15 protein-coding genes are annotated in these 19079 nt (G+C 64.1%); 7 read left to right on the plus strand and 8 right to left on the minus strand.

Going from position 1 to position 19079, the window contains the following annotated elements; all coding sequences use genetic code 11:
• Positions 1-602: 602 nt before the first annotated feature.
• On the minus strand, positions 603-1784 hold the full coding sequence (gene acmB / locus OCS65_RS29315; protein WP_263510549.1) for a methyl acetate hydrolase AcmB: 1182 nt from the start codon (positions 1782-1784) through the stop codon (positions 603-605).
• A 179-nt stretch (positions 1785-1963) separates the two neighbouring features.
• On the opposite strand from acmB, the gene OCS65_RS29320 reads away from it, so the two are divergent.
• The 5 genes from OCS65_RS29320 to OCS65_RS29340 all read left to right on the plus strand — a co-directional run bounded on the left by OCS65_RS29320 (position 1964) and on the right by OCS65_RS29340 (position 6941).
• On the plus strand, positions 1964-2929 hold the full coding sequence (locus OCS65_RS29320; RefSeq protein ID WP_263510605.1) for an alpha/beta hydrolase: 966 nt from the start codon (positions 1964-1966) through the stop codon (positions 2927-2929).
• A 95-nt stretch (positions 2930-3024) separates the two neighbouring features.
• On the plus strand, positions 3025-4032 hold the full coding sequence (locus tag OCS65_RS29325) for a helix-turn-helix domain-containing protein (RefSeq protein WP_263510550.1): 1008 nt from the start codon (positions 3025-3027) through the stop codon (positions 4030-4032).
• A gap of 925 nt (positions 4033-4957) precedes the next feature.
• Positions 4958-5572, plus strand: a complete 615-nt coding sequence (locus tag OCS65_RS29330; protein WP_088898923.1) for an acyl-CoA-like ligand-binding transcription factor — start codon at positions 4958-4960, stop codon at positions 5570-5572.
• Positions 5573-6018: 446 nt separating this feature from the next.
• Positions 6019-6555 carry a MarR family winged helix-turn-helix transcriptional regulator gene (locus OCS65_RS29335; RefSeq protein ID WP_088898921.1) on the plus strand — a complete coding sequence of 179 codons (537 nt, stop codon included), beginning with the start codon at positions 6019-6021 and terminating at the stop codon, positions 6553-6555.
• A 26-nt stretch (positions 6556-6581) separates the two neighbouring features.
• Positions 6582-6941: a DUF5313 family protein gene (locus OCS65_RS29340; RefSeq protein WP_255312755.1), complete on the plus strand. Its 360-nt coding sequence runs from the start codon at positions 6582-6584 to the stop codon at positions 6939-6941.
• Between the two features lie 274 nt (positions 6942-7215).
• On the opposite strand, the gene OCS65_RS29345 is transcribed toward OCS65_RS29340, so the two are convergent.
• The 7 genes from OCS65_RS29345 to OCS65_RS29375 all read right to left on the minus strand — a co-directional run bounded on the left by OCS65_RS29345 (position 7216) and on the right by OCS65_RS29375 (position 16082).
• The gene (locus OCS65_RS29345; RefSeq protein ID WP_263510551.1) at positions 7216-8550 is read right to left on the minus strand and encodes a BPG-independent phosphoglycerate mutase family protein; all 1335 of its coding nucleotides are present in this window, start codon (positions 8548-8550) and stop codon (positions 7216-7218) included.
• Entirely contained in the window at positions 8547-9092 is a 546-nt protein-coding gene (locus OCS65_RS29350) for an adenylyltransferase/cytidyltransferase family protein (protein WP_006553299.1), read from the minus strand. The genes OCS65_RS29345 and OCS65_RS29350 overlap by 4 nt, the downstream gene beginning before the upstream one ends.
• Positions 9089-10165, minus strand: a complete 1077-nt coding sequence (selD, locus tag OCS65_RS29355) for a selenide, water dikinase SelD (RefSeq protein ID WP_263510552.1) — start codon at positions 10163-10165, stop codon at positions 9089-9091. Before selD ends, OCS65_RS29350 begins: the two co-directional genes overlap by 4 nt.
• Positions 10162-11412: an acyl-CoA dehydrogenase family protein gene (locus OCS65_RS29360; RefSeq protein ID WP_263510553.1), complete on the minus strand. Its 1251-nt coding sequence runs from the start codon at positions 11410-11412 to the stop codon at positions 10162-10164. Before OCS65_RS29360 ends, selD begins: the two co-directional genes overlap by 4 nt.
• 22 nt (positions 11413-11434) lie before the next feature.
• A complete protein-coding gene (locus tag OCS65_RS29365; protein ID WP_263510554.1) occupies positions 11435-12073 on the minus strand; it encodes a TetR/AcrR family transcriptional regulator in 639 nt (212 codons plus the stop codon).
• Positions 12074-13666: 1593 nt separating this feature from the next.
• A complete protein-coding gene (locus OCS65_RS29370; protein ID WP_006553303.1) occupies positions 13667-14626 on the minus strand; it encodes an AraC-like ligand-binding domain-containing protein in 960 nt (319 codons plus the stop codon).
• A 355-nt stretch (positions 14627-14981) separates the two neighbouring features.
• Entirely contained in the window at positions 14982-16082 is a 1101-nt protein-coding gene (locus OCS65_RS29375) for a carbon-nitrogen hydrolase family protein (protein ID WP_088898916.1), read from the minus strand.
• A 1287-nt stretch (positions 16083-17369) separates the two neighbouring features.
• Between OCS65_RS29375 and OCS65_RS29380 the strand changes: the two genes are divergently transcribed.
• Positions 17370-18074: a nucleotide-binding protein gene (locus OCS65_RS29380; protein ID WP_420833264.1), complete on the plus strand. Its 705-nt coding sequence runs from the start codon at positions 17370-17372 to the stop codon at positions 18072-18074.
• The gene (locus OCS65_RS29385) at positions 18074-18988 is read left to right on the plus strand and encodes a ParB/RepB/Spo0J family partition protein (RefSeq protein ID WP_263510556.1); all 915 of its coding nucleotides are present in this window, start codon (positions 18074-18076) and stop codon (positions 18986-18988) included. The genes OCS65_RS29380 and OCS65_RS29385 overlap by 1 nt, the downstream gene beginning before the upstream one ends.
• Positions 18989-19079: the final 91 nt, after the last annotated feature.

Below are 19079 nucleotides of genomic sequence, written 5' to 3' on the forward strand. Positions count from 1 at the left end.
TTTCCGGCGCACCAGGTCTGATCGCAGGTGCTCGGGTAGTTCAATCTGCCCGGGGAGGTGTGACTGAATGTGTAGTCCTGACCATCGAATTCACGCACGATCGCGTGGTGGTCGATCATGCCGGAGGCCGACCGCGGTGCCGGGGCACAGTTGAACACACACGATGTCGTTGTTGTATCTGTTTGTGGTGTCGAGCTGCCTACGCCCTGGGCAAGCGTGGCGGTGGCGCGCGCTTCCAGGGCAGGTGGGCTGCTCTCTCGCAATCGGTATGCAGCACAGCCCGACCGGACTCATGGCCGAGTATCAGGGTGCAGGATGGTTCGTCTCCGGGCGACCTCGGGAAATCGATCGCCCTCGCGGCAAGCCCGTGGGAGATGGTGTTCGCGCTCGACCTGTTGCACCCAGACCTCGAACGGCGTGGCAACACCACACCGCTGCGGGTGTTTCGACACCCGCAGCGGTGTGGTTTCCGTGCGTCGGGTGGGGGATTTCACCCGATCTCGTTGATGTCGTCGTGTGGCTGTTCGGCGAGCGCGCCGGTTACGCGAGCGGTCAACGGATCGAGGTCGATGTCCGATGCCGCGGCCTGGGATGGAACCGGGTCAGGAAAGGGCTCGATAGACGGCGGTCTCCATGTCGAGGTAACCACCGAGCGAGCCGGGGTCGGCGAACGGGAAGATCTGCGTCGCCCAGTAGCCCCCGATCTTGTTGTGCCGGTCGATCCAGTAGTAGAGGTTGGCCAGGCCTGCCCAGGCGAGAGAGCCTGCGGGACGGCCCGTGGGTGCTTCGGTTTCGTTGGTCATGAACGTGTAGCACCAGCCCTTGCGCTGGCCAGGGAAGAACTCGGCGTCGTTCGACAGCGACCCGATGACACCCGGAAGCATCTTCACGGTCAGGTCGCCGAGGTCGTTTCTGGTCGCCCACTCGACGGTGTCGGGGCGGAGGATGACGGTGCCGTCGTCTGCCTTGCCGTCGTTGAGCCACATCCGGATGAAGGCGAGGTAGTCACCGACGGTGGAGAACAGTCCGTGCCCACCCATGTCGACCTCGGGCGGGGTGGGGATGACGAAATCGGTGGCCTGGAGCCCGTCGTCGGTGCGCTGGTGCATGGTCGCCAGACGCGCGCGCATGTCGTCGGACGGAGTGAAGGACGTCGATGTCATGCCGAGTGGGTCGAGGACTCGTGTCTTCAGCGCCTCGCCGAGGCGGGTGCCGACGATGCCTTCGACCACCTGGCCTGCCCAGTCGATATTCGAGCCGTACTCCCACTGGGTGCCGGGATCGAACAGCAGCGGTGTCTTGAGCGCGTCCTTGGTGGCGGTGACGATGCTGGGCTGACCATGGTTCTCGGCGAGGCGGTTGTACGTCTCGTTGAAGAAGTCGTATCCGAAGCCGGCGGTGTGCAGCAGTAGTTGGCGGGTCGTGATGTCGGTCTTCGGTGCTCGCAGCAGCGGCTCACCGTTCGAGTCGAAGCCCTCGATGACCTGGAGTTCGCCGATCGCGGGCGCGTACTCCTCGGCCGGGGAATCCAGGTCGAGATCACCGGATTCCACGAGTTGCAGCGCCACGGTGCCGGTGAGGGCTTTGGTGGTCGAGAAGATGCTGAAGACGGTGTCATCGGTCATCGGTTGATCGTTGTCGACAGACCGCACCCCGGCGGACTCGATGAACAGGGTTTCCTGGTCGTTCGTCATGCCCGCTACTACTCCGGGCACGGCACCGCTGTTCACCGTGGTGTGGATGACTTCGCGGGCTGAGTCGACGACGCGCTGGGTATCGGACATGGGAGGTTGTTCCTCTCGTTCGGTCGACAGTGACGCTGCTCCAAGTTTCACGAACGTGTGATGGGTGTCTCAACCGACGCGGCGGCGCAGTTTCGCTCTGTTTCCCCGCCGAATGGCGGGTCCCTCGGTCGAGCGGCCGCCGTATTCTCGATCCGAGTCTTCGAGGAGGTGACGTGACGATGGCCCGAGCCGTGCCCCATCCACCATTCGATGCCGAACTCAAGGCGGGATTGGCTGTGGTAGGCGGTATGTTCCCTCCGACCATCACTGCGGACCTGATCGAGTTCATGCGTACGTCCTATGCGTCCCCTCCGATGGACGAGGAATTCGACCGCCGACGGATCGCGGCGAACGACGTGACCTTTCCCGGGGGTGATGGCGCTGCCGTCAACGCTGCGGTGCTTCGTTCCCGGGACTTCAGCGGGCCCCGTCCTGCGGTGCTGTACGCGCACTCCGGAGGATTGATGTTCGGAGACATGTTCAGCGGCCTGGACCTGGTGCTGGACTGGGTGACCGAACTGGGGGCGGTTCTTGTCACGGTCGATTATCGTTTGGCCCCTGAGTATCCCGACCCCTACCCGCGTGAGGATATGTATGCCGCCCTGGAGTGGTTGGCTGCGCATCTCACCGATCTGAACGTGCGGGCGGACCGGATCCTGGTCGCCGGTGCCAGCTCCGGTGGCGGACTGGCAGCCGGTCTCGCGCTGGCTGCGCGGGACCGCGGTGGTCCCCGGTTGTGTGGGCAGGTGCTCGACTATCCGATGCTCGACGACCGGTGCATGACCGCTTCGATCGAGCAGTTCGACGGTATCGGTGTGTGGGACCGGATCAGCAACGAAACCGGCTGGACCGCCCTGCTGGGTGAGCAGCGGGGCACCGACCTTGTCTCGCCGTATGCAGCCCCGGCCCGCGCGCAGAATCTGAGCGGATTGCCGCCGGCCTTCATCGACGTCGGTGCGGCCGAGATCTTCCGGGACGAGGCGATCGACTATGCCAACAGGATCTGGCAAGCCGGTGGCGATGCCGAGTTGCACGTATGGTCCGGCGCCTTTCACGCGTGCGACATTTTCGCCCCGCACACCAGCGTGGGCCGGTCCATGATTCGGACCCGCAACACCTGGGTCGAGAAAATCCTTGCGGACTGAGGGCAGGAACGAACATGCAAGAGCTACTCGGACGGATCGCCCGCCTCGATCCCAGCGCCAGTTTGGGTCTGCGTGTCATCGCGTGCTTCGACGAGTTGATCGTCGGCAACGTCAACACCCGTGCCCTGCTGGCGACCGCTGCCGCGCTGGCCGGTTGTACTGCAGGGTTCCGGCAGAGCGTCCCGCCGCGGACTCTACGAGTCACTCCGAAAGGAGAAGCAGTGCAGGGTGAATCGCCGACAGATCGTTCGAATCTGCACGTGGCGTCGGAGGACGGCATCGACGTCTGGCTCGAACGCGACGGTGCTGCTGGGCCGAACGACGCACTCATCCTCGAGCGCTTGGCACTGGCCGCGCGGATCCGGAACGGGCGTGGAGCCCGGGAGATCGACAATCGCCGCCACCTCGGCATACTCACCGGTCGCGAGAGCACTCCCGACGAGCGGTTGACCGCGGCGAGCGCGCTCGGCTTGTCGGCAACGGGCATGTATCGCCTCGTGGTGGCCCCGCTGTTCGCGGTGTGGCGCAATCATCCCGCCGGTCCGGAGGACGTGATTGCCACCCCGTTCGGTCCGGTCCACGCCATCGTTGTGCCGGAGCGGTACCCGCGGTTCGGCGCTTCGCCGTGCGGTATCGGAACAGCCACGCCGCCGGACTCGTTGGATCGGTCGTTCCGGACCGCGATGGTCGCTCTGCGCCTGTGCCGAGCTCCGAAGGAGCCCCAGGTCGTTGCCGACTCCTACGGGGGTCTGATCGAGCTGCTTGCCGACGCCGATGAGCACGCTCCGCACAGCGACGCCGACCGTGTCGAGGCCATCGCACACTACGCCTGGGGGATGGAGACGATCGATGCCGTCGTCGCTGCGCAGTCCGTTCGGGAAGCGGCGCGACTGCTCAATATCCACCACAGCACGCTTCAGAGCAGGATCGATACCATCACTGCGACACTCGGTTTCAACCCGTTCGAGGGATTCGGGCGCAGCCGGCTCGGGGCAGCGTTCCTGCTGCATCGCTTGCGTACGTCGACGGTCCTCGACCTGCCGGCGGCTGCGGCACCCGGCAATGTCGCCGTGCTCGGTCCTGCTCGTCCCGCGACGGTATGAGGCCGTCAACGCTTCACGATGTGGTCTCGGTCATCTCTGTGCCGGTTCGGCGCGTTGGCGTGTCGGTGATCGCCGGAAGTGGCACATCGTTGTGCGGGTGATGTCCCTGCGACGTCAGCTCCGGGCGGCGGAGCCGTCTTCATCCCAGTCGGGTAGGGCCGGCACTCGGGTGGCGAGGGCGGTATCGGCGACGATCAGCACGACTGCGACTGCGCGAGCCAGAGGCTGGATTACGAGGCTGGAAATCATCAGAAAACGGTCTTCCTTGGTCGTGTGTCGTCCGGTGGAGCCGGGGCGTCCCGTCGGGAGAACGGGTCTGCCGATCGTGGTCGGACCTGCCATCTACGTGCCGGAGTTGATCGTCCGGGCGGATCGGCTCGGACGACAGCAGCGGTAGTCGATTGTTCAACCATAATTATGCTACTCGGTTCCGAAAATCAAGTCGATCATGCCGCGGAGCCGAACGAGCAGCCGACATCGATGGTGCACCCTCCGATCGGACGTCCGAATCTCTTCTGCATGAGCGGTACCGTCCATGTTCGCAGGTGAACGTAAAGAGGATTCCGACAAGGGGGCGGGATTCGGCGGTGGGAGCGATCGGCATACCGACTGTCCCGCAGGTAAATACCGGCGAACGGCACCGGCGGGCCATGGCGAGCCCATCGACCGAACGGATGGCACACTACCCCGCCCTGCGCCGCTCGGTATGGAGGGCCCGGATGCCCTGCCCGTTGGAGGAGGGGGGACAGGCAGGGCATCCGGGACGGGGTCGGTTCACCGACCGGGATCCACGGTCCGCCGACAGGGGGTGACGGGTCGTGGTGGGTGTCGCAAGATCATGTTGTCGGTCGCTTCGCGCGTCGCCTATCTTTACGGTACCGGGTACCCAAAATCAAGTCTCGGGTCGGAAAAAGGGGGGAACGCGATGGCTACCGGCAGACGTGGACGTCCACAGGTGTCGTCTCGTGCGCAGGTCGAGGCCGCCGCGTTCGAGTTGTTTCTCGAACGGGGCTATGCGGAGACATCGATCATGGACATCGTTGCGGCCGCAGGGATCAGCAAGACCACCTTCTTCCGGTACTTCTCCAGCAAAGCGGCACTCGTGTGGTTTCCTTTCGAGGAAAGCACCCGCGATCTGCAGAGCGCCTTCGACACGGTCGGCGATGAGGTGCCGGTCATGGAGGCGATCCGGGCCGGGGTGATCGATACGGTGGCGGCCCGACTCGACGACGAGGGTGTCTGGACCGCCCAGATTCGGATCCTCGACGCCTCACCGGAACTCCAGGCCGAGGGTGCGCAACGGTGGTTGGTGTGGTCCGAGGTCGTCTCGACGTTCGTTGCGTCCCGTGTCGGTACGCGTCCGGCGGCGGTGGTGCCGGCTGCTGTCGGGGGTGCGGTGCAGTCCGTGGTGCTCGCCGTCCTGCGCGAGGGAGTGAGGTCTCCCGCATCCCCCAGTGAGGTGTTGACCATACTCGATAGGTCGTTGGCTTCGCTGGGGCACAGCCTGCAGAAGTGGATCGACGAACAACCTTGTAAGTAAGGCGCATCGGCCTCCTGCGCAGTGGCGGAACCTACGTGCGAGATGTGCCCGAGGGCCAGTGACGTGCGCACCGTCGATGTACCGGATCGATGCACCGCCGGTGGTGGTGGTTTGCCCGCGGACGGGACTCACCGTTTCCCGGCCCGTTGCCGTCCGGAATGCCGGCCGTCGATCGTGAGGCGCTGCATCGTGCCGAACCGCCGGCCCGGGCAGAGTTCGTCGCCGCTCGGCCCGATGGGGAACTGGTGAAGTATCTGGCCGGTGAAGCGCGTGGCGCCACTGGGTTCGGTATTCGCGACACTTCGAGCGATCGGAGTGGGTGCGCAGGTGCGAGTCGCACTTGTTCGGATGTCGAACTGCATCGCAGGCCGTGCCGGTGATGCACATCTCGAAAATTCCTCGTACACGATTCGTTCGTGCACGATCGATTCCGGTACGCTCGTCCTGTGACCACAGGTGACCTCGCTTCGATCGGGCTGGGGAACGACGACCTCTTGGCGTTGGACCGACAGGTCTGCTTCGCGCTTGCCGTTGCCAACCGGGCCGTCCTGGCTGTCTACCGGCCCATCCTCGAGCCGCTGGGGCTCACTCACCCGCAATACCTGGTGATGTTGGCGCTGTGGGAGAAAGCTCCGATGTCGGTCAAGGCGATCGGCGAAGCGTTGGCGCTGGACTCGCCCACGCTCTCACCTTTGTTGAAGCGCCTCGAAGCCTCGCAGCTGATCACTCGTTCGCGCAGTCGTGTAGACGAACGTCAACTGGTCGTCGATCTCACTGCCCGAGGTCGCGCCCTGCGGAACGAAGCCGAGAAAGTCCCGGTCGCCGTAGTCGAGAAGCTCGGTGTCTCGCCCGCGGAGCTCCAGGAGCTGCATCGGGCACTGACCCGTCTCAATGATGCTGCAGCACATGCAACAACCAGTTCGGATCGACGTCCGTCCCGAGATCCATCCGAGCCACCGGATACAACGAAGGGAACGCTGTGACGACCCCACTTCGCACACGACCTACCGTGATTCAGCGCCTGGCCTATGTGGTTGGCCGCCCCTTGCCTCCGCAGATGCAGGACTGGGTCCGTAACGACATCCTGGGGCCGGGTGGCGTGCGCCGATATCTTCTTCGGTGGAATGTGCCGGTCATCCCGCTGCTGCTGTTGTTCCTGCTGATCCCGGGACCGGTATGGATTCCCGTCTCGATGATGATGTTGCTGCTCTTGCCCTGGATGTACTTTTCTGTGGCGTTGATGAGCATCTGGCAACGTCATCGACTCCAGCAACACGGTCTCGATCCGGATCTGCTCAGTGCGAAGGCACAGGCGCGCGCCTCGCGTGAACGCGAGGACTACGAACGTCGGTTCGGTCGCGCAGCCTAGACAATGTGCGCAACTCTGACGCGGAGTCAGGGTTGCGGACCGGCGCCTATCTCACCCATGTCGGCGGGTTGCCGGGCGGCAGGGCCCCTGCCCGGCTCTTGCGGCGGTGGTGGGATGCCCCGGCATCGAGGCACGACCGCACGGTCTACGGCCGATTTCGGTACCGCACACGGTGCACGAGGGGCGTCCTCGTGTAACCGGTGAGTGAGTGGTGCACATGGCGGCGACACTCGTCGTTCGGCGTAGCGGTGCTGTGCAGACCGGGAAAGGAAGGTCAGCCCGCCGGCATCGCGGCAGGGCTATCAGGCAACGCAAGGGTCTGTCGCGGAGTTGCTCGGTGGCCGAGGAACACCGGCCGATTCGCGTGACCGAACAACAGGGGAAGCAGGTCGCGGGCAGCGACGGTTCCGTACCAGCCGCGGTGCGCGAACGATTCCCCGAATCGAGTGACTGCGTCGGGCCGCACGGTGGGGCCGACGACGAGGAGCGGGGTGGGGTCGGCGGTGTGCAGGACGCCGTCGACCGAGGGAGTGGCGTGATCGCCGGTGATCGCGATAACGGCGCGATCCGACAAGGACTCGAAGCGTTCGAACGCCGGGTCGAGCGCTTCGAGGACGTCCAGCTTGGCGCGTGGCTGTTTGGTGTGCCCGGCCTCGTCGGTGGCCTTGGTGTGGATGTGGACGAAGCGTGCACCCTCGTCGATCAACTGCTCGGCCGCCTCGATACGTGTGGTCATATCCACACCGTGATCGGTGGCGGGAGGCAGGTGATGGTGCCGCATCCCGAGGAGCCCAGCGATGCCCCGATAGAGGCGGGTGCTGGTGACGGCAGCTCCTGCCACGCCGGCGTGGGTGAGGAAATCCGGCACGGGTCGCCGGCTGCCCGACCATTTGGTGGTCATGACGTCGAGAGCGGGGCGTCCGTCGGCGGCGCGTACTGCGTTGACCGGACTCGTGAGGAGATGACGCCGGGCGGTCAGCAGCAGTTCGTTGAGGTGTTCGGCCAGATCTGTCGCCTCCGGACCGGCCGATGTGACCTGCAACCAAGGGTGGAAGTCTTCGAAGAAGGGGTCCGAGTCGGTGACGTCGCCGCGGGTGTGGTGCGGGAGGACGAGCACCGCTTCCCCTCGACCAACCGGATGAAGCTGCGCGTCGGCCTTGTCGAACAGCGGTGCCAGTTCCTCGAATAATCGATCGGCGTCGGCAGCGTCGTCCTTACCTACGCGCCCGGTGATCCATACCTGTCCGTTCTGGACGCGGGACGTGCGTAGTGCGGCAAAAGTGGTCGCGGCGTCGAGCGGTAGGTCGATGCCCGCGCCGACTCCTTCGAGGACGGCACGTCCGGGAAACGGTATGTCGGAGTATCCGAACATGGCCCAATGGGCGAGTTCGGAGGCGGGGGCGCGTCCCCATCCGAACGGTATGTGCCACCCGCTGCTCCCGCGGGCGGTCAATCGGTCGAGGACGGGGGTGCGTGCCGCCTCAGCGGGGGTCCGGCCCGACAACTCCGGGACGGGCCGGTCCCCGAGCCCGTCGAGAGTGACCAGGATGACGGGCATCCGATCGTCGTCGAGGCGGGGCTGGGTTTCGCCGTAGCCGGGCATCCTCATGGCTGTTCCTCCAGCACGCTCGTGGCGATGAGCTCGCTGAGCAACGCTACGGTGGCTGCGGGCACGTGGTGTCGCCAGCTGTCGTCACCGGCCAGCATCGCCTGGCGGATGTCGGTCGCGTTCAGCTTGGTTACCGGGTCGCCGTCGACGACGGTTACCGCGTAGCCGGCCTGCGCGAGCCATCTGGCTTTGTCGTGTTCCCAGTCGCTGAAAACCCGCACGAAATGCCGTGCCGAGTGGGGTACATACTGCGGCCAGAGCTGCGGTTGGGTCAGGTCGAACGGCACGATGGTCACTCGCCCGGCCCGGACGTGGTCGGTCAGGGCAGCGTCGAGCAGGCGAGCCCGCTCGAAGTAGGTGAACGGATTGGCCGCCCGGGTGTGTCGGTGCGCCGAACTTGCTTCTTCGTGGTGTGCGCTCGGATCCGGGTTGGTGATCGCCACCACCAGGTGATCGCACTCGTTCAGGGCGATCTCGAACAGTTCCATGTGCTGATTGTGCACAGGCTGGAATCGGCCGGTGACACAACCGAATTCGGTCATCGTGTGCTCGTTTCAGCAGTGACGACGCCGGGACGGCCGTCGTCGACGAATTCACCGATCACGCAGGCATGGGCATCACCGCCGGCGCGCAGAGCGGCAACGACCGAGGCGGCATCGTGGGGTGGAACGGCCAGAAGCAGCCCCCCGGAGGTTTGGGCGTCGGCCAGTAGGAGCTGCTGCTCCTGCGGGATCGAAGAAGGCTCGAACCACCCTTTCCGCAGTGCATTGACCAATGTCCTGCGGCTTCCGTCGGGAGCACAGCCGTCGGCGATCAGCGCCGTCACTCCGGGCAGAAGAGGAACTCGGTCGATGTCGATGCGAGCTCCGAGGCCGGCCGCGGCCGCCATCTCGTGCAGGTGGCCGATCAATCCGTAGCCGGTGATGTCGGTCGCTCCTTTCAGCCCGGCCTGACTGGCGATCCGGCTGGCCGAGGAGTTCAACCTGGTCATGCTCGCGACTGCAGCGGTACGTGAGTTCTGCGGGGCTTGACCACGTTTGATTGCGGTACTGATGATGCCGACCCCGATGGGTTTGGTCAGCACCAGTAGATCGCCGGGGCGAGCGCCACCTTTGGTGAGGATCTTGTCGCGCTCGACCTCACCGATCGCGACGAGGCCGTATTTGGGGATGGGGTCGGTGATGCTGTGGCCGCCGACGACCAGAGCGCCGGCGGCAGAGACAGCATCCGCGCCGCCGTGGAGAACCTTGTTCAACATGTCCGCGCCGAGGCCGGTGGGCCAGGCAAGGATGTTGAGGGCGATCAGGGGGCGGCCGCCCATCGCGTACACATCGGACAGGGCGTTGGTGGCGGCGATCCGGCCCCAGTCGCGGGGGTCGTCGACGAGGGGGGTGAGGAAGTCGGTGGTGACGATCCATGCCTTCGTGTCGTCGATGGCGTAGACGGCGGCGTCGTCGGGAGTGTCGAGTCCGATCAGCAGTCCGGACTCGTCCGACTGGGGAACTCCGGTCTGTCGCATCATGGTGACTACGTCGTCGAGCATCGACTGTGGGAGTTTGCAGGCGCATCCTCCGCCGTGGGAATACTCGGTCAGGCGGCGCGTCGTGGTGGTCATGACACTGCTGCTTCGCGGAGTAGGCCACGTGCGATGGCGTTGAGCTGCACTTCGGAGGTGCCGGCGGGGATCCGCAGGTTGCGGGCCACTCGGAAGAGTTTTTCTTCCGGGGAGCCACGCAGCAAACCGTTGGCGCCGTGGACCTGGATTGCACTGTCGGCCAGGCGGTAGAACGCCTCGTCATTGATGATCTTGAGGAGGCTGATCAGGCGCGGTGCTTCCTTGTGCAGGGGGATCTCGAACGCGCCCCACTGGTCGAGTTCGGCTTGTGCGACCAGGGAGGTCGAGCGTGCTTGGTAGAACTCGAGAGCCATGCGGGCGATCAGGTGCTGGATCGATTGCAGATCACCGATGGGGCGGCCACCGGATTTGCGTTCCTGCGATCGGGAGATCGCTCGTGTGATGAGCCATTGGCCCCATCCGGAACACATGCCACCGCGGCACAATCGCCGCCAGTTGATCCAGGACATGGCCAGGGCGAAGCCGTCGCCCACCTCACGGACGATGTTCTCCGCAGGCACCCGCACGTCACGGAATTCGAGTTCGCCGGTGAGTCCGTCGTCCATCATGGTCGGCAGGTCGGGGCCGCGCTCGAGACCGGGGGTGTCGGCATCGACGAGGAACATCGTTAGCGACCGGGTTCCGGCGCCGGGTTCGGTGACGGCGACGACCTGGTATACGTCGGCGAAATGGTAATTGGTGATCCATGCTTTGCGGCCGTTGAGGATCCAGTCGCTGCCGTCTTGTTTCGCCCAGGTCTCCATACCCAGGACATCGGTGCCGACATTGGGTTCGGTGTTGGCGAACGCAGCAGTGATCTGACCTTTGATCAACGGCGTGAGATACCGCTCCCGCATCGCTTCCGACATGTGCTCGCTCGCGGGGTTCGGGCCCTCTGTCCATGCGAGGGCGGCCAAACCGAGCCCGAGACCGGAATGGCGGTAGACGAATTCCTCGACGTGGTGCATCTCCACGCGGTTGAATCCACCGCCGCCGAGTTCGGCACTGATGTGTGGGGCGTACAGGTTCAGGGCGCCGGCGCGCCGTTGCACCTCACGGCGAGCCTCCCACACGATCGGGTGCATTCGGCCTTCACTGTCGAGCTTCGGTTGTCCGGCAGTGCCGACGTTGTGCTTCGCGAGTTCCTCTTCGAGTGGACGGACGTCCTCGTCGAGGAACCGGCGAAAACGGTCGGTGTACTCCTGCGCCCGGGCGGTAGGAGCGATCGACATGGAGTGTTCGGTCATCGTCTCTCGATTCTTTTTCAGGTCATAACATTTGGTGCGTAGCCACCATCTTCAGGTAGCTGTCGAGCATGGCTTCGGCGTCGTCGCGGACCGATTTCACGCGACCGGTTTTTGTCATGAGGAGCAATCCGAAGACCCAGGTGGCATGGACCACCGCGAGGTGGTGTGCAGTCTGCTCGGTTGCCAGTCCGTCGGTGATCAGACCATTCGCGATCAACGTCATCACTTGGTCGAACAGGGTGTTCAGTTCCTCGTCGAGCTTCTTGTTGAGGCCTGCAGGGCGGACTCCGCCGTACAGGTAGAAACCGAGTTCGAAGTCGGCGGGATGGGTGTCGTAGAAGGACCACAAGCCGTGCAGTGCCGCGGCCGATGCCGGCCTGTCGGGTGAGGTTTCGACGGTGGTGGCCACTTCGGACTGCAGGGCGTGCAGGGAGTCTCGCAGCACTTCGGCGTAGAGCTCTTCCTTGGTGTCGAAGTAGGTGTAGATGGCTCCCGTTGTGTAGCCCGCGGCCTGGGCGATCTCGCGCATCGAGGCGGCGTCGATGCCGCGTTCGGCGAAGATGCGCTTCGCGGCATCGCGTATCAGTCCTTTCTTGAACTCCCGCACGGCACCGCGCCGTGACCCGGATTCGCGGACCGTGTTCTGAGCATTGATCGACATGTCATTTTCCATAACAGCGTTCAGTTTCCTTAACTGTAGTTCTCTTCTGTGAGGGGCGTCAACGGTTCCAGCTTGCCGGACCCACTGTCGGGGTTGTTCTGAGTGGTACCGGCATCAGGCCTGCGTCCCAGCCGTCGCCGATACCGAGCGACCGAGCGCGTGGATCCGGCGTCTGAACGAGACCCGGTGTACTCGGTCGGCCGAGGTGAGGACGGCCCCACAGTCGACAAGCTCGTGCACCGTCGACCACTCACGCTCTGCGTCCACACGGATGCACCCACCATCGATGGTTCACATGATGCTCATGGCAACCTCAGCGATGCCCGACGGCATGCTGAACAGGCGATTTTCTCGCTGCCCGCCGCAGTAGCAGGACATGCTGCAGGCGCTGGTGACCGACGGCGTCATGGCACGGCCCGACGCTGCGGGCTGCACACTCCGATCCGGTCGTCGGAGATGCACCAGCGCCTGCTCGCGGCTTCCGGATCCGAGTCCACCTGCTCGGCGCCAAGCCCCGGTGTGTAGGCGGCTCGAACTTTTCCGTTGATGTGACCCTCAGCTGGGTGCACGGTGCGGTCCGGTCGGCAATGGGGTGGCTCGGCAGCCGTCTGTGCCGTCTCCTTCCGGGCGATCCTCGGTCGTTCTGTGTCGTCACTCTGTTCGACCTGAGGGAGGGAAGGGTGGTGTGGTCGAAGGGGTGGTCCGGTTCGGTCAGCTGGTGACCGAACCGGGTGATCGATTCCGGTAGGACTCCGACGTCGGTGACAGCCGGCACCACGTTCTGGCGGTGGACGAGATCGCCGTCGAGCCACCGACTACAGTGCGCTGCACTGCTGCTCGCAGCGCCTGTCCACCGAACGCCCGCAGCGACATCTGCGGATATATGCCGGCAGCTGTCAGCATCGGTACGCAGGGGAGACGACGCGAGGTCGGCTCCATAGCCGTTCGATACCACCGAGACCACGGCTGCGATCACAGCGGCGACGGTGGCCCCGGTCCCCGTGCTCGACGCACGTGCGATGTTCCCACTCGGCTCGAGTACCGCGGCGACCCCGCGCTGACACCTGTCGGAACGGGTGCTACTCATCCGGTGGTCAGCACTTCACCGATCGGATCGGCTTCACCGATGGAGGGCCGGCTCGGCGAATCGCAAGGCTCTTGACCCAGCCGGGGGACTGGTTACGTACCGGCACGCGAACACTCGGTGTGGCTGATGTACGGACAGGACGATGGACACCTAGCGTGCTCGTCCGCCGATCCGGTCACCGGCCGGGAGCGTTGCGGCGGCACACCGGGTCCCGACTCTCGGTCGGCAGGCGCGAATTCGACCGACCGGTCCAGGGGTCACGCTGGCCGTCGTCGCCGGTGGGTCCTGCCGAGCACTGGCATCGCGGCCCGGATGCATCGGGGCAGGTGCATACCGATCGCGGACACCAGGCCGGAATGGTCCTGGAGGTCACCAGCGGTGCCCCCGGACAATCCCCGAGCGATCGAATTGCGGAAGGAAGCCAACCTGCTGGCTCCGGCTTCATCGGAAGTGACGGACCGAACGGTGTGCAAGCGAACAAGGGCAGGCCGGATACCGGGCTCTTTCTACGAAGCCTCCGTCGGTGGTGCTGATGCAGAAGCCGCCCACTCTCGGGCAGTGATGCCGTAGGCGTCTTTGAACGCGCGTGAAAACGTTGAGGGATCGAGGAACCCCCATTTTCTCGCCAACGCGCTGATCGTATATCGCCGACTCGTTGGGTCTGCCAGCTCAGTCTTGATGCGCTCGAGTCGGAGGGTACGGATGTGTTCGGCCACGCCCTGTCCCGTGGCCGAGAACAGTCGGTGGAGGGTCCGCACAGAGACGTTGTGCTCCGCCGCGATCTGTGAGGCACACAGGTTCGGGTCGGCCAGGTTCTGTCGGATATACGCAAGCACGCACTCGAGTAGGCCGTCGGAGGCGGCGGCTTGATCGGCAAGCTCGGTCCGTATCGCCGCTGACAAAAGATCGACAGCACTGTTGTGGAGTGAAGCTACCTCCGCCAAGTCTCCTGCATCGGTCGCATCGTTGATGCTTGTCATGAAGGATGACACCACTCGTCCGATACCGCGATCGCCCCCGACATTCACCGCGGTCATCCTGCCGATGAAATCTTCGGTGAAGCCGAAAGAGTATCGCGGGAACTGGAATACGCTCATTCTCCAGTCTGTCGGGAACAGGATGTCGTAGGGATGGCGAGTGTCCCAGAAAACCAGTCCACCGCGACCGACTCGTGCAGTTCTGCCGTGCTGCTGCACGAGTGCATGGCCGGCGGACTGCACCCCGACCATGAGGTACTCACGCTCGTCCTGGCTGATCAAGCGACGAGTGCGGGTGATCTGCTGGGGCAGTGACGAGGACGTCGCGATACGTACCGTGCCCAAGTTGCCCGTCGAGACCGTACCGATGAAGGGTTGCTCGCTCGTGAGGGTGATGTTGAGCGGGACATAGCTGCGGCAGATGACATCGTGCCAGAGCGCGACGCGATCGGGTGCCGAGACCTGGTCAGAGGAGAAGAAAGTGTTCATCGACCTACCTGGTGCTAACCCCGTTCATTGTTCTTTTCAGGGTAGCCGTAATCGCGATGCCGGGCTCGGTCTCGATGTCGGCTCTCTGCGGTGCGGCGAGAAGGTCATCGCGACATAGGGTGGTGGGCGCCTTCAGCTCAGGGACTCTGGATGTCGATACAGGCCACGACGACCTCGATTACCCCATGTCGAGAAGGCGTGACCGGCGGGGATACGTGGGGTGGACCTATCGGGGGTTACGGGCGGGCTGACTCGCTGCGATCGACGATGCGTTGTACTCGGTGATCCTCCGATTCCCCTGTCTCGCCCCTTCACACACCCGTGGCGCTTCGGAGGCGCCACGGGTGCGCCCGAGTCAGAGGGTGGCTGTCGCCCGGTCCGTCTCGTCGGAATGTGTGGAGGGCAATGCGCGCTGTTCGTCCGCTCCGTTGAGCTCACGGACGCCGTCGAGTGCCCCGAACTGCGGCACGAACGTGTGCGTGGCATGGATGGTGGAAAGTGGGGTGTTGACGGGCGTGGTGCGGCGCTGGTTGAAGTTCAGCGACAGCACATCCGGCCGTGAGTAGTGGCCCACGGGGTCAGCGGCCTGCTTCGCCAAGGTGATCGCAGACAGATCGATGTCGGCGTAGAGGATCCCCTCCTCATCTTCGGCGAGAGGAGTTGCGAGATCGCGGCCGTCGGGCCCGATGATGCGCGCGAAACCTCCGCCTCGGCCGATCAACTTTCGCTGTTCCTCGTTCTCGCAGAAGAACTCGTGGGCCTCCGGTGTGACCACCTGGGTGGTGCAGACCACGAAGGTTTGTCCCTCGAGTGCGTACATACGCGTGGCCGTGAGCTGGGCATCGACACCGAATGCGGGGACCTCCGGCTGGTACAGCGACATGCCAGGCCAGCTCGCGACGTGCACCTGCTCGTGCATCGAGTACATTGCGTACTTGGTGAGCGTCTGGAAATGCTCCCAGCAGTTGAGCGCGCCAAGCCGTGCGAAAGGCATGTCGTACACGGAGATATCCGAGCCGTTTCCTTCTCCGTATACCGAACGCTCGACGTGGGTGGGCTTGAGCTTGCGGCGTCGGGCGACCAGTTGCCCATCGGCGTCGATGATGAGCTGGGTCATGTACAAGCTGCCGCCATCCCGCTCGCTGATTCCCACCACTACGGCGATGTTGTGGTCGCGGGCGGCATCGAGCAACCGCTGTACGTGCGGGCTGTCCATCGTCAGGGAATTCTCGTGGTAGCGCACGGCGAACTTCGCCATTCCGGCGAGCGGGCTGTCGACCCAGATGTGGTACGGGTACCCCGGGATGAATACCTCGGGAAACGCAACGAGCTCGCACCCGTTCCGGGCTGCTTCCGCGATGATGGACACGGTCTTGTCGACCGTTTTGGCCGCGTCGAACCACACAGGCTGTGCCTGCACCGCAGCAACTTTGAATGTGTTTGTGTATTCGACCATGTCCGTACCTCCGTTGCTTGTGTTTGGCAGGACAGTACGAGGTGAAAAGGCGCGTGAATTGACGTGGAATGACACGGGTCCTGGCATTCTGCGCCACCCGTGTAGGGGAGTTCATCGAGCGGTTCGGCCGGGGGGTCCGAGGCGGCTCTTCGCCGTTTCGATTCGTCGAAGGACTGGCCGGGCACGTTGAAGGATGTTGAAGTGGTGGTGGTCGGTGTCCTTCTGCGGAACGGCGGATAGGTCGAGGTCTACGTCGACTGTGCGTCCCCGTTGCTGGTTCGATCGTCGAGTAGCGGGGGATCGATGGGTTTGTGGTAGTCGTTCGGCAGGAATGTGTCCACGCCGCAATTGCGTGCTCTCTGTGAGAGTAAGGGCGTGATTGCACTCCGCGAAGGCGGTGGTAGCATGCTGTCGATGCACCACATTACTTGTTGGACAGCGACTTCCGAGACGGTCAGGTCATGTGGTCGACTGTAGGCGATGTAGGTGCTTTGCAAAAGTAATAATTCGATTCGGGGTGGAAGTTCGGGTTCCGCTGCTCCCGCGTGTCTGAGGGTGTGGATAAGCCTTCGGCGCTGGGGTTCTCGGCCAACGGGATCTCGGTAGCTAGCGGTGCGGCCTTGGGTGCACCCGTGAATTCTGATCGTGGCAATGCGTCCCTGCCGACGGTTCGAGGTGATCTCTGGTTTACCGCGGTAAACCGCAGTGGGGTTCATGGCGGTCCTCAGTAGCGCGATGGGTTGCCGAGTCGTGTGACTTGGTCGCCGGTTCGCTGTCACAGTGACGAAAGTGATGGGCGGTTCAAGGTAGCGCGATCAGCGCTCGACCGTCAGGGCTTGCCCGCATCATCTCGTCAATCTGCATTCTTGAACCCTGGCACGCCACCGATCGGGCCGAGTTCGGCGCGGTATGGGGAACCCGTATGTTTGCGGAGCCGTGTGGGACCGTTTCCGCATCGACAGTGTCAGGGAGATAGCAGGATTGAGATAGTTACCATGTATTCACTTGGTGCAGAATATCTTTGAAGAGAAGATGTTCGGTGCCGCTGGAGGTGGCGTCGACTCGGTCGGCGCTCTCACGTGAGGGTGAGAACGCAAGGCATCTGAGATGATTCGGCGAAAGCTTGTTCGGTAGACCTGTAAGGGTCTATCGTACGTGTTGCGCGTCTCGCGGAGATAACCGTGGTGCAGGCGCAATCATCATCTCCGTCAAGAGATGACGACGCGAGTCCGAAGTAGCCCCAACCTGGGGTGAAGCATACGGAGGTAACCTGTGGCTGTTCATGTCATGCTCAACCAAAAAGGTGGCGTCGGAAAATCGACGCTCACCATGAACCTCGCCGCCGTCAAAGCGGATGTCCTCACCGCCGTGACCGCCGGCGCCGATGACGATGTTCAGTCCCCGGTCGCCGCGATCTCGGTCGACCCGCAGGGCTCCGCAGTCTGGTGGGCTTCGCGGGTCGAGGAGTTGCCGTTTCTGATCGACCAGGTCCACGACAACCTCGACGTGCTACGTAATCTCGACAAGTTGCCCGGCATCAAGCACGTCTACGTCGACACCCCCGGCTGGATCGACCTGTCCGGCGCCGACGACGGCACCGATGTGCTCGGCACCGGCAGCTCCACCGACGCCCTGCGCGCAGTGCTCGAAGTCGCCGATCTGGTCATCGTCCCGATCGAACCCGAACCGCTGTGCTTCGATCCCACCGCGCGCACCATCAAGCAGGTCATCGAACCTCTCGGCAAGAAATTCATTGTCGTGGTGAACAATTGGGATCCCCGCGACGGCAAGGTCGACCTCGAGCAGACCCGCGAATTCGTCCAGGCCAACGGCTGGCCCCTGGCGCGAACGGTGGTGAGGCACTACAAGGTCCACACCCGCGCCGCTGCCGAAGGCCGCGTGGTCACCGAGTACGAAGCCAACCGCGTCTCGTTGCAGGCACGGGAGGATTTCTACAAGCTCAGCCTCGAGCTCGCGGACGGTGGTCGCTGATGCCGCCCAAGGGTGGGCGCGCGAACTTCGCCTCCCTCGTCGGAGCAGTCGGCGACAATTCTCCGGTCGACCGTAAGCGCACCCCCGCACCCACGAAGACGAAGACGACGATCGAGCCGCTCGAAGGTCAACTGCTCGCCGATGTTCCGGTCGATCAGCTCATCGCCAACCCCCGCAACCCGCGTGACGAACTCGGGGACCTGTCGGATCTGGCGACCATCGCCGACCGGCAGCTGCAACCGGGCACCGTGGTCAGCCGCACCGCCTGGCTGAAACTGTGGCCCGAAGACGAAGACGACCTCGGTGCAGCGCAGTACATCGTCGTCAACGGCAACCGTCGGCTCGCTGCTGCCCAGAAGTACGGCCGCCCCGGCCTCGATGTGGTGCTGCGCGACAGCATCGCCGTCGACAAGGGCGAAATTCTGTGGGCGGCAACGAGTGAGAACATCGACCGCCGCGACTTCGACGTCCTTGAGGAAGCCAAGGCTGTGGAGTTGATGGTCTCCGAGTTCGGGAGCGCAGATGCGGCGGCGAAGAAGCTCGGCCGCTCCAAAGGCTGGGTGTCCCAGCGTCGCGCTCTGCTCAAACTCGCCCCCGAGTTGCAAGCCGCCCTGCGGGCCGGTGATCTCGCTGTGCGCCAGGCCCGCTCGCTGGCCCGGGTTCCGCTCGAGGAACAGGTCGCGGCATGGGAAGCAGCCCAGAACCCTGAGCCGGAACCCGAAGCCGACGCAGAGACTGCCGAGCCCGACGCGCCGCAGCCGAAAGAACCTGCGAGCAAGCTCGAGCCGGTGGACAAGGTGGCTCAGGCACTCAAGCGTCTGGGAGCGGATCCGGATGTGCTGGCCGCGGCGGTGCGGAAGCACTTCACCGACGACGAGCGCCGCAAGCTCATCGATGCACTCGAGCTCCGGTAACGGCGATCCAAAGCCGATAGCGTTGCTTCACAGTGGTTTCCACTGCTCAGCCTTGCGTAGTGATGTACTTGGAATATGGGCCCGGCTTGGA

The organism is Rhodococcus aetherivorans (assembly GCF_025722975.1).
GTDB lineage: Bacteria > Actinomycetota > Actinomycetes > Mycobacteriales > Mycobacteriaceae > Rhodococcus > Rhodococcus aetherivorans.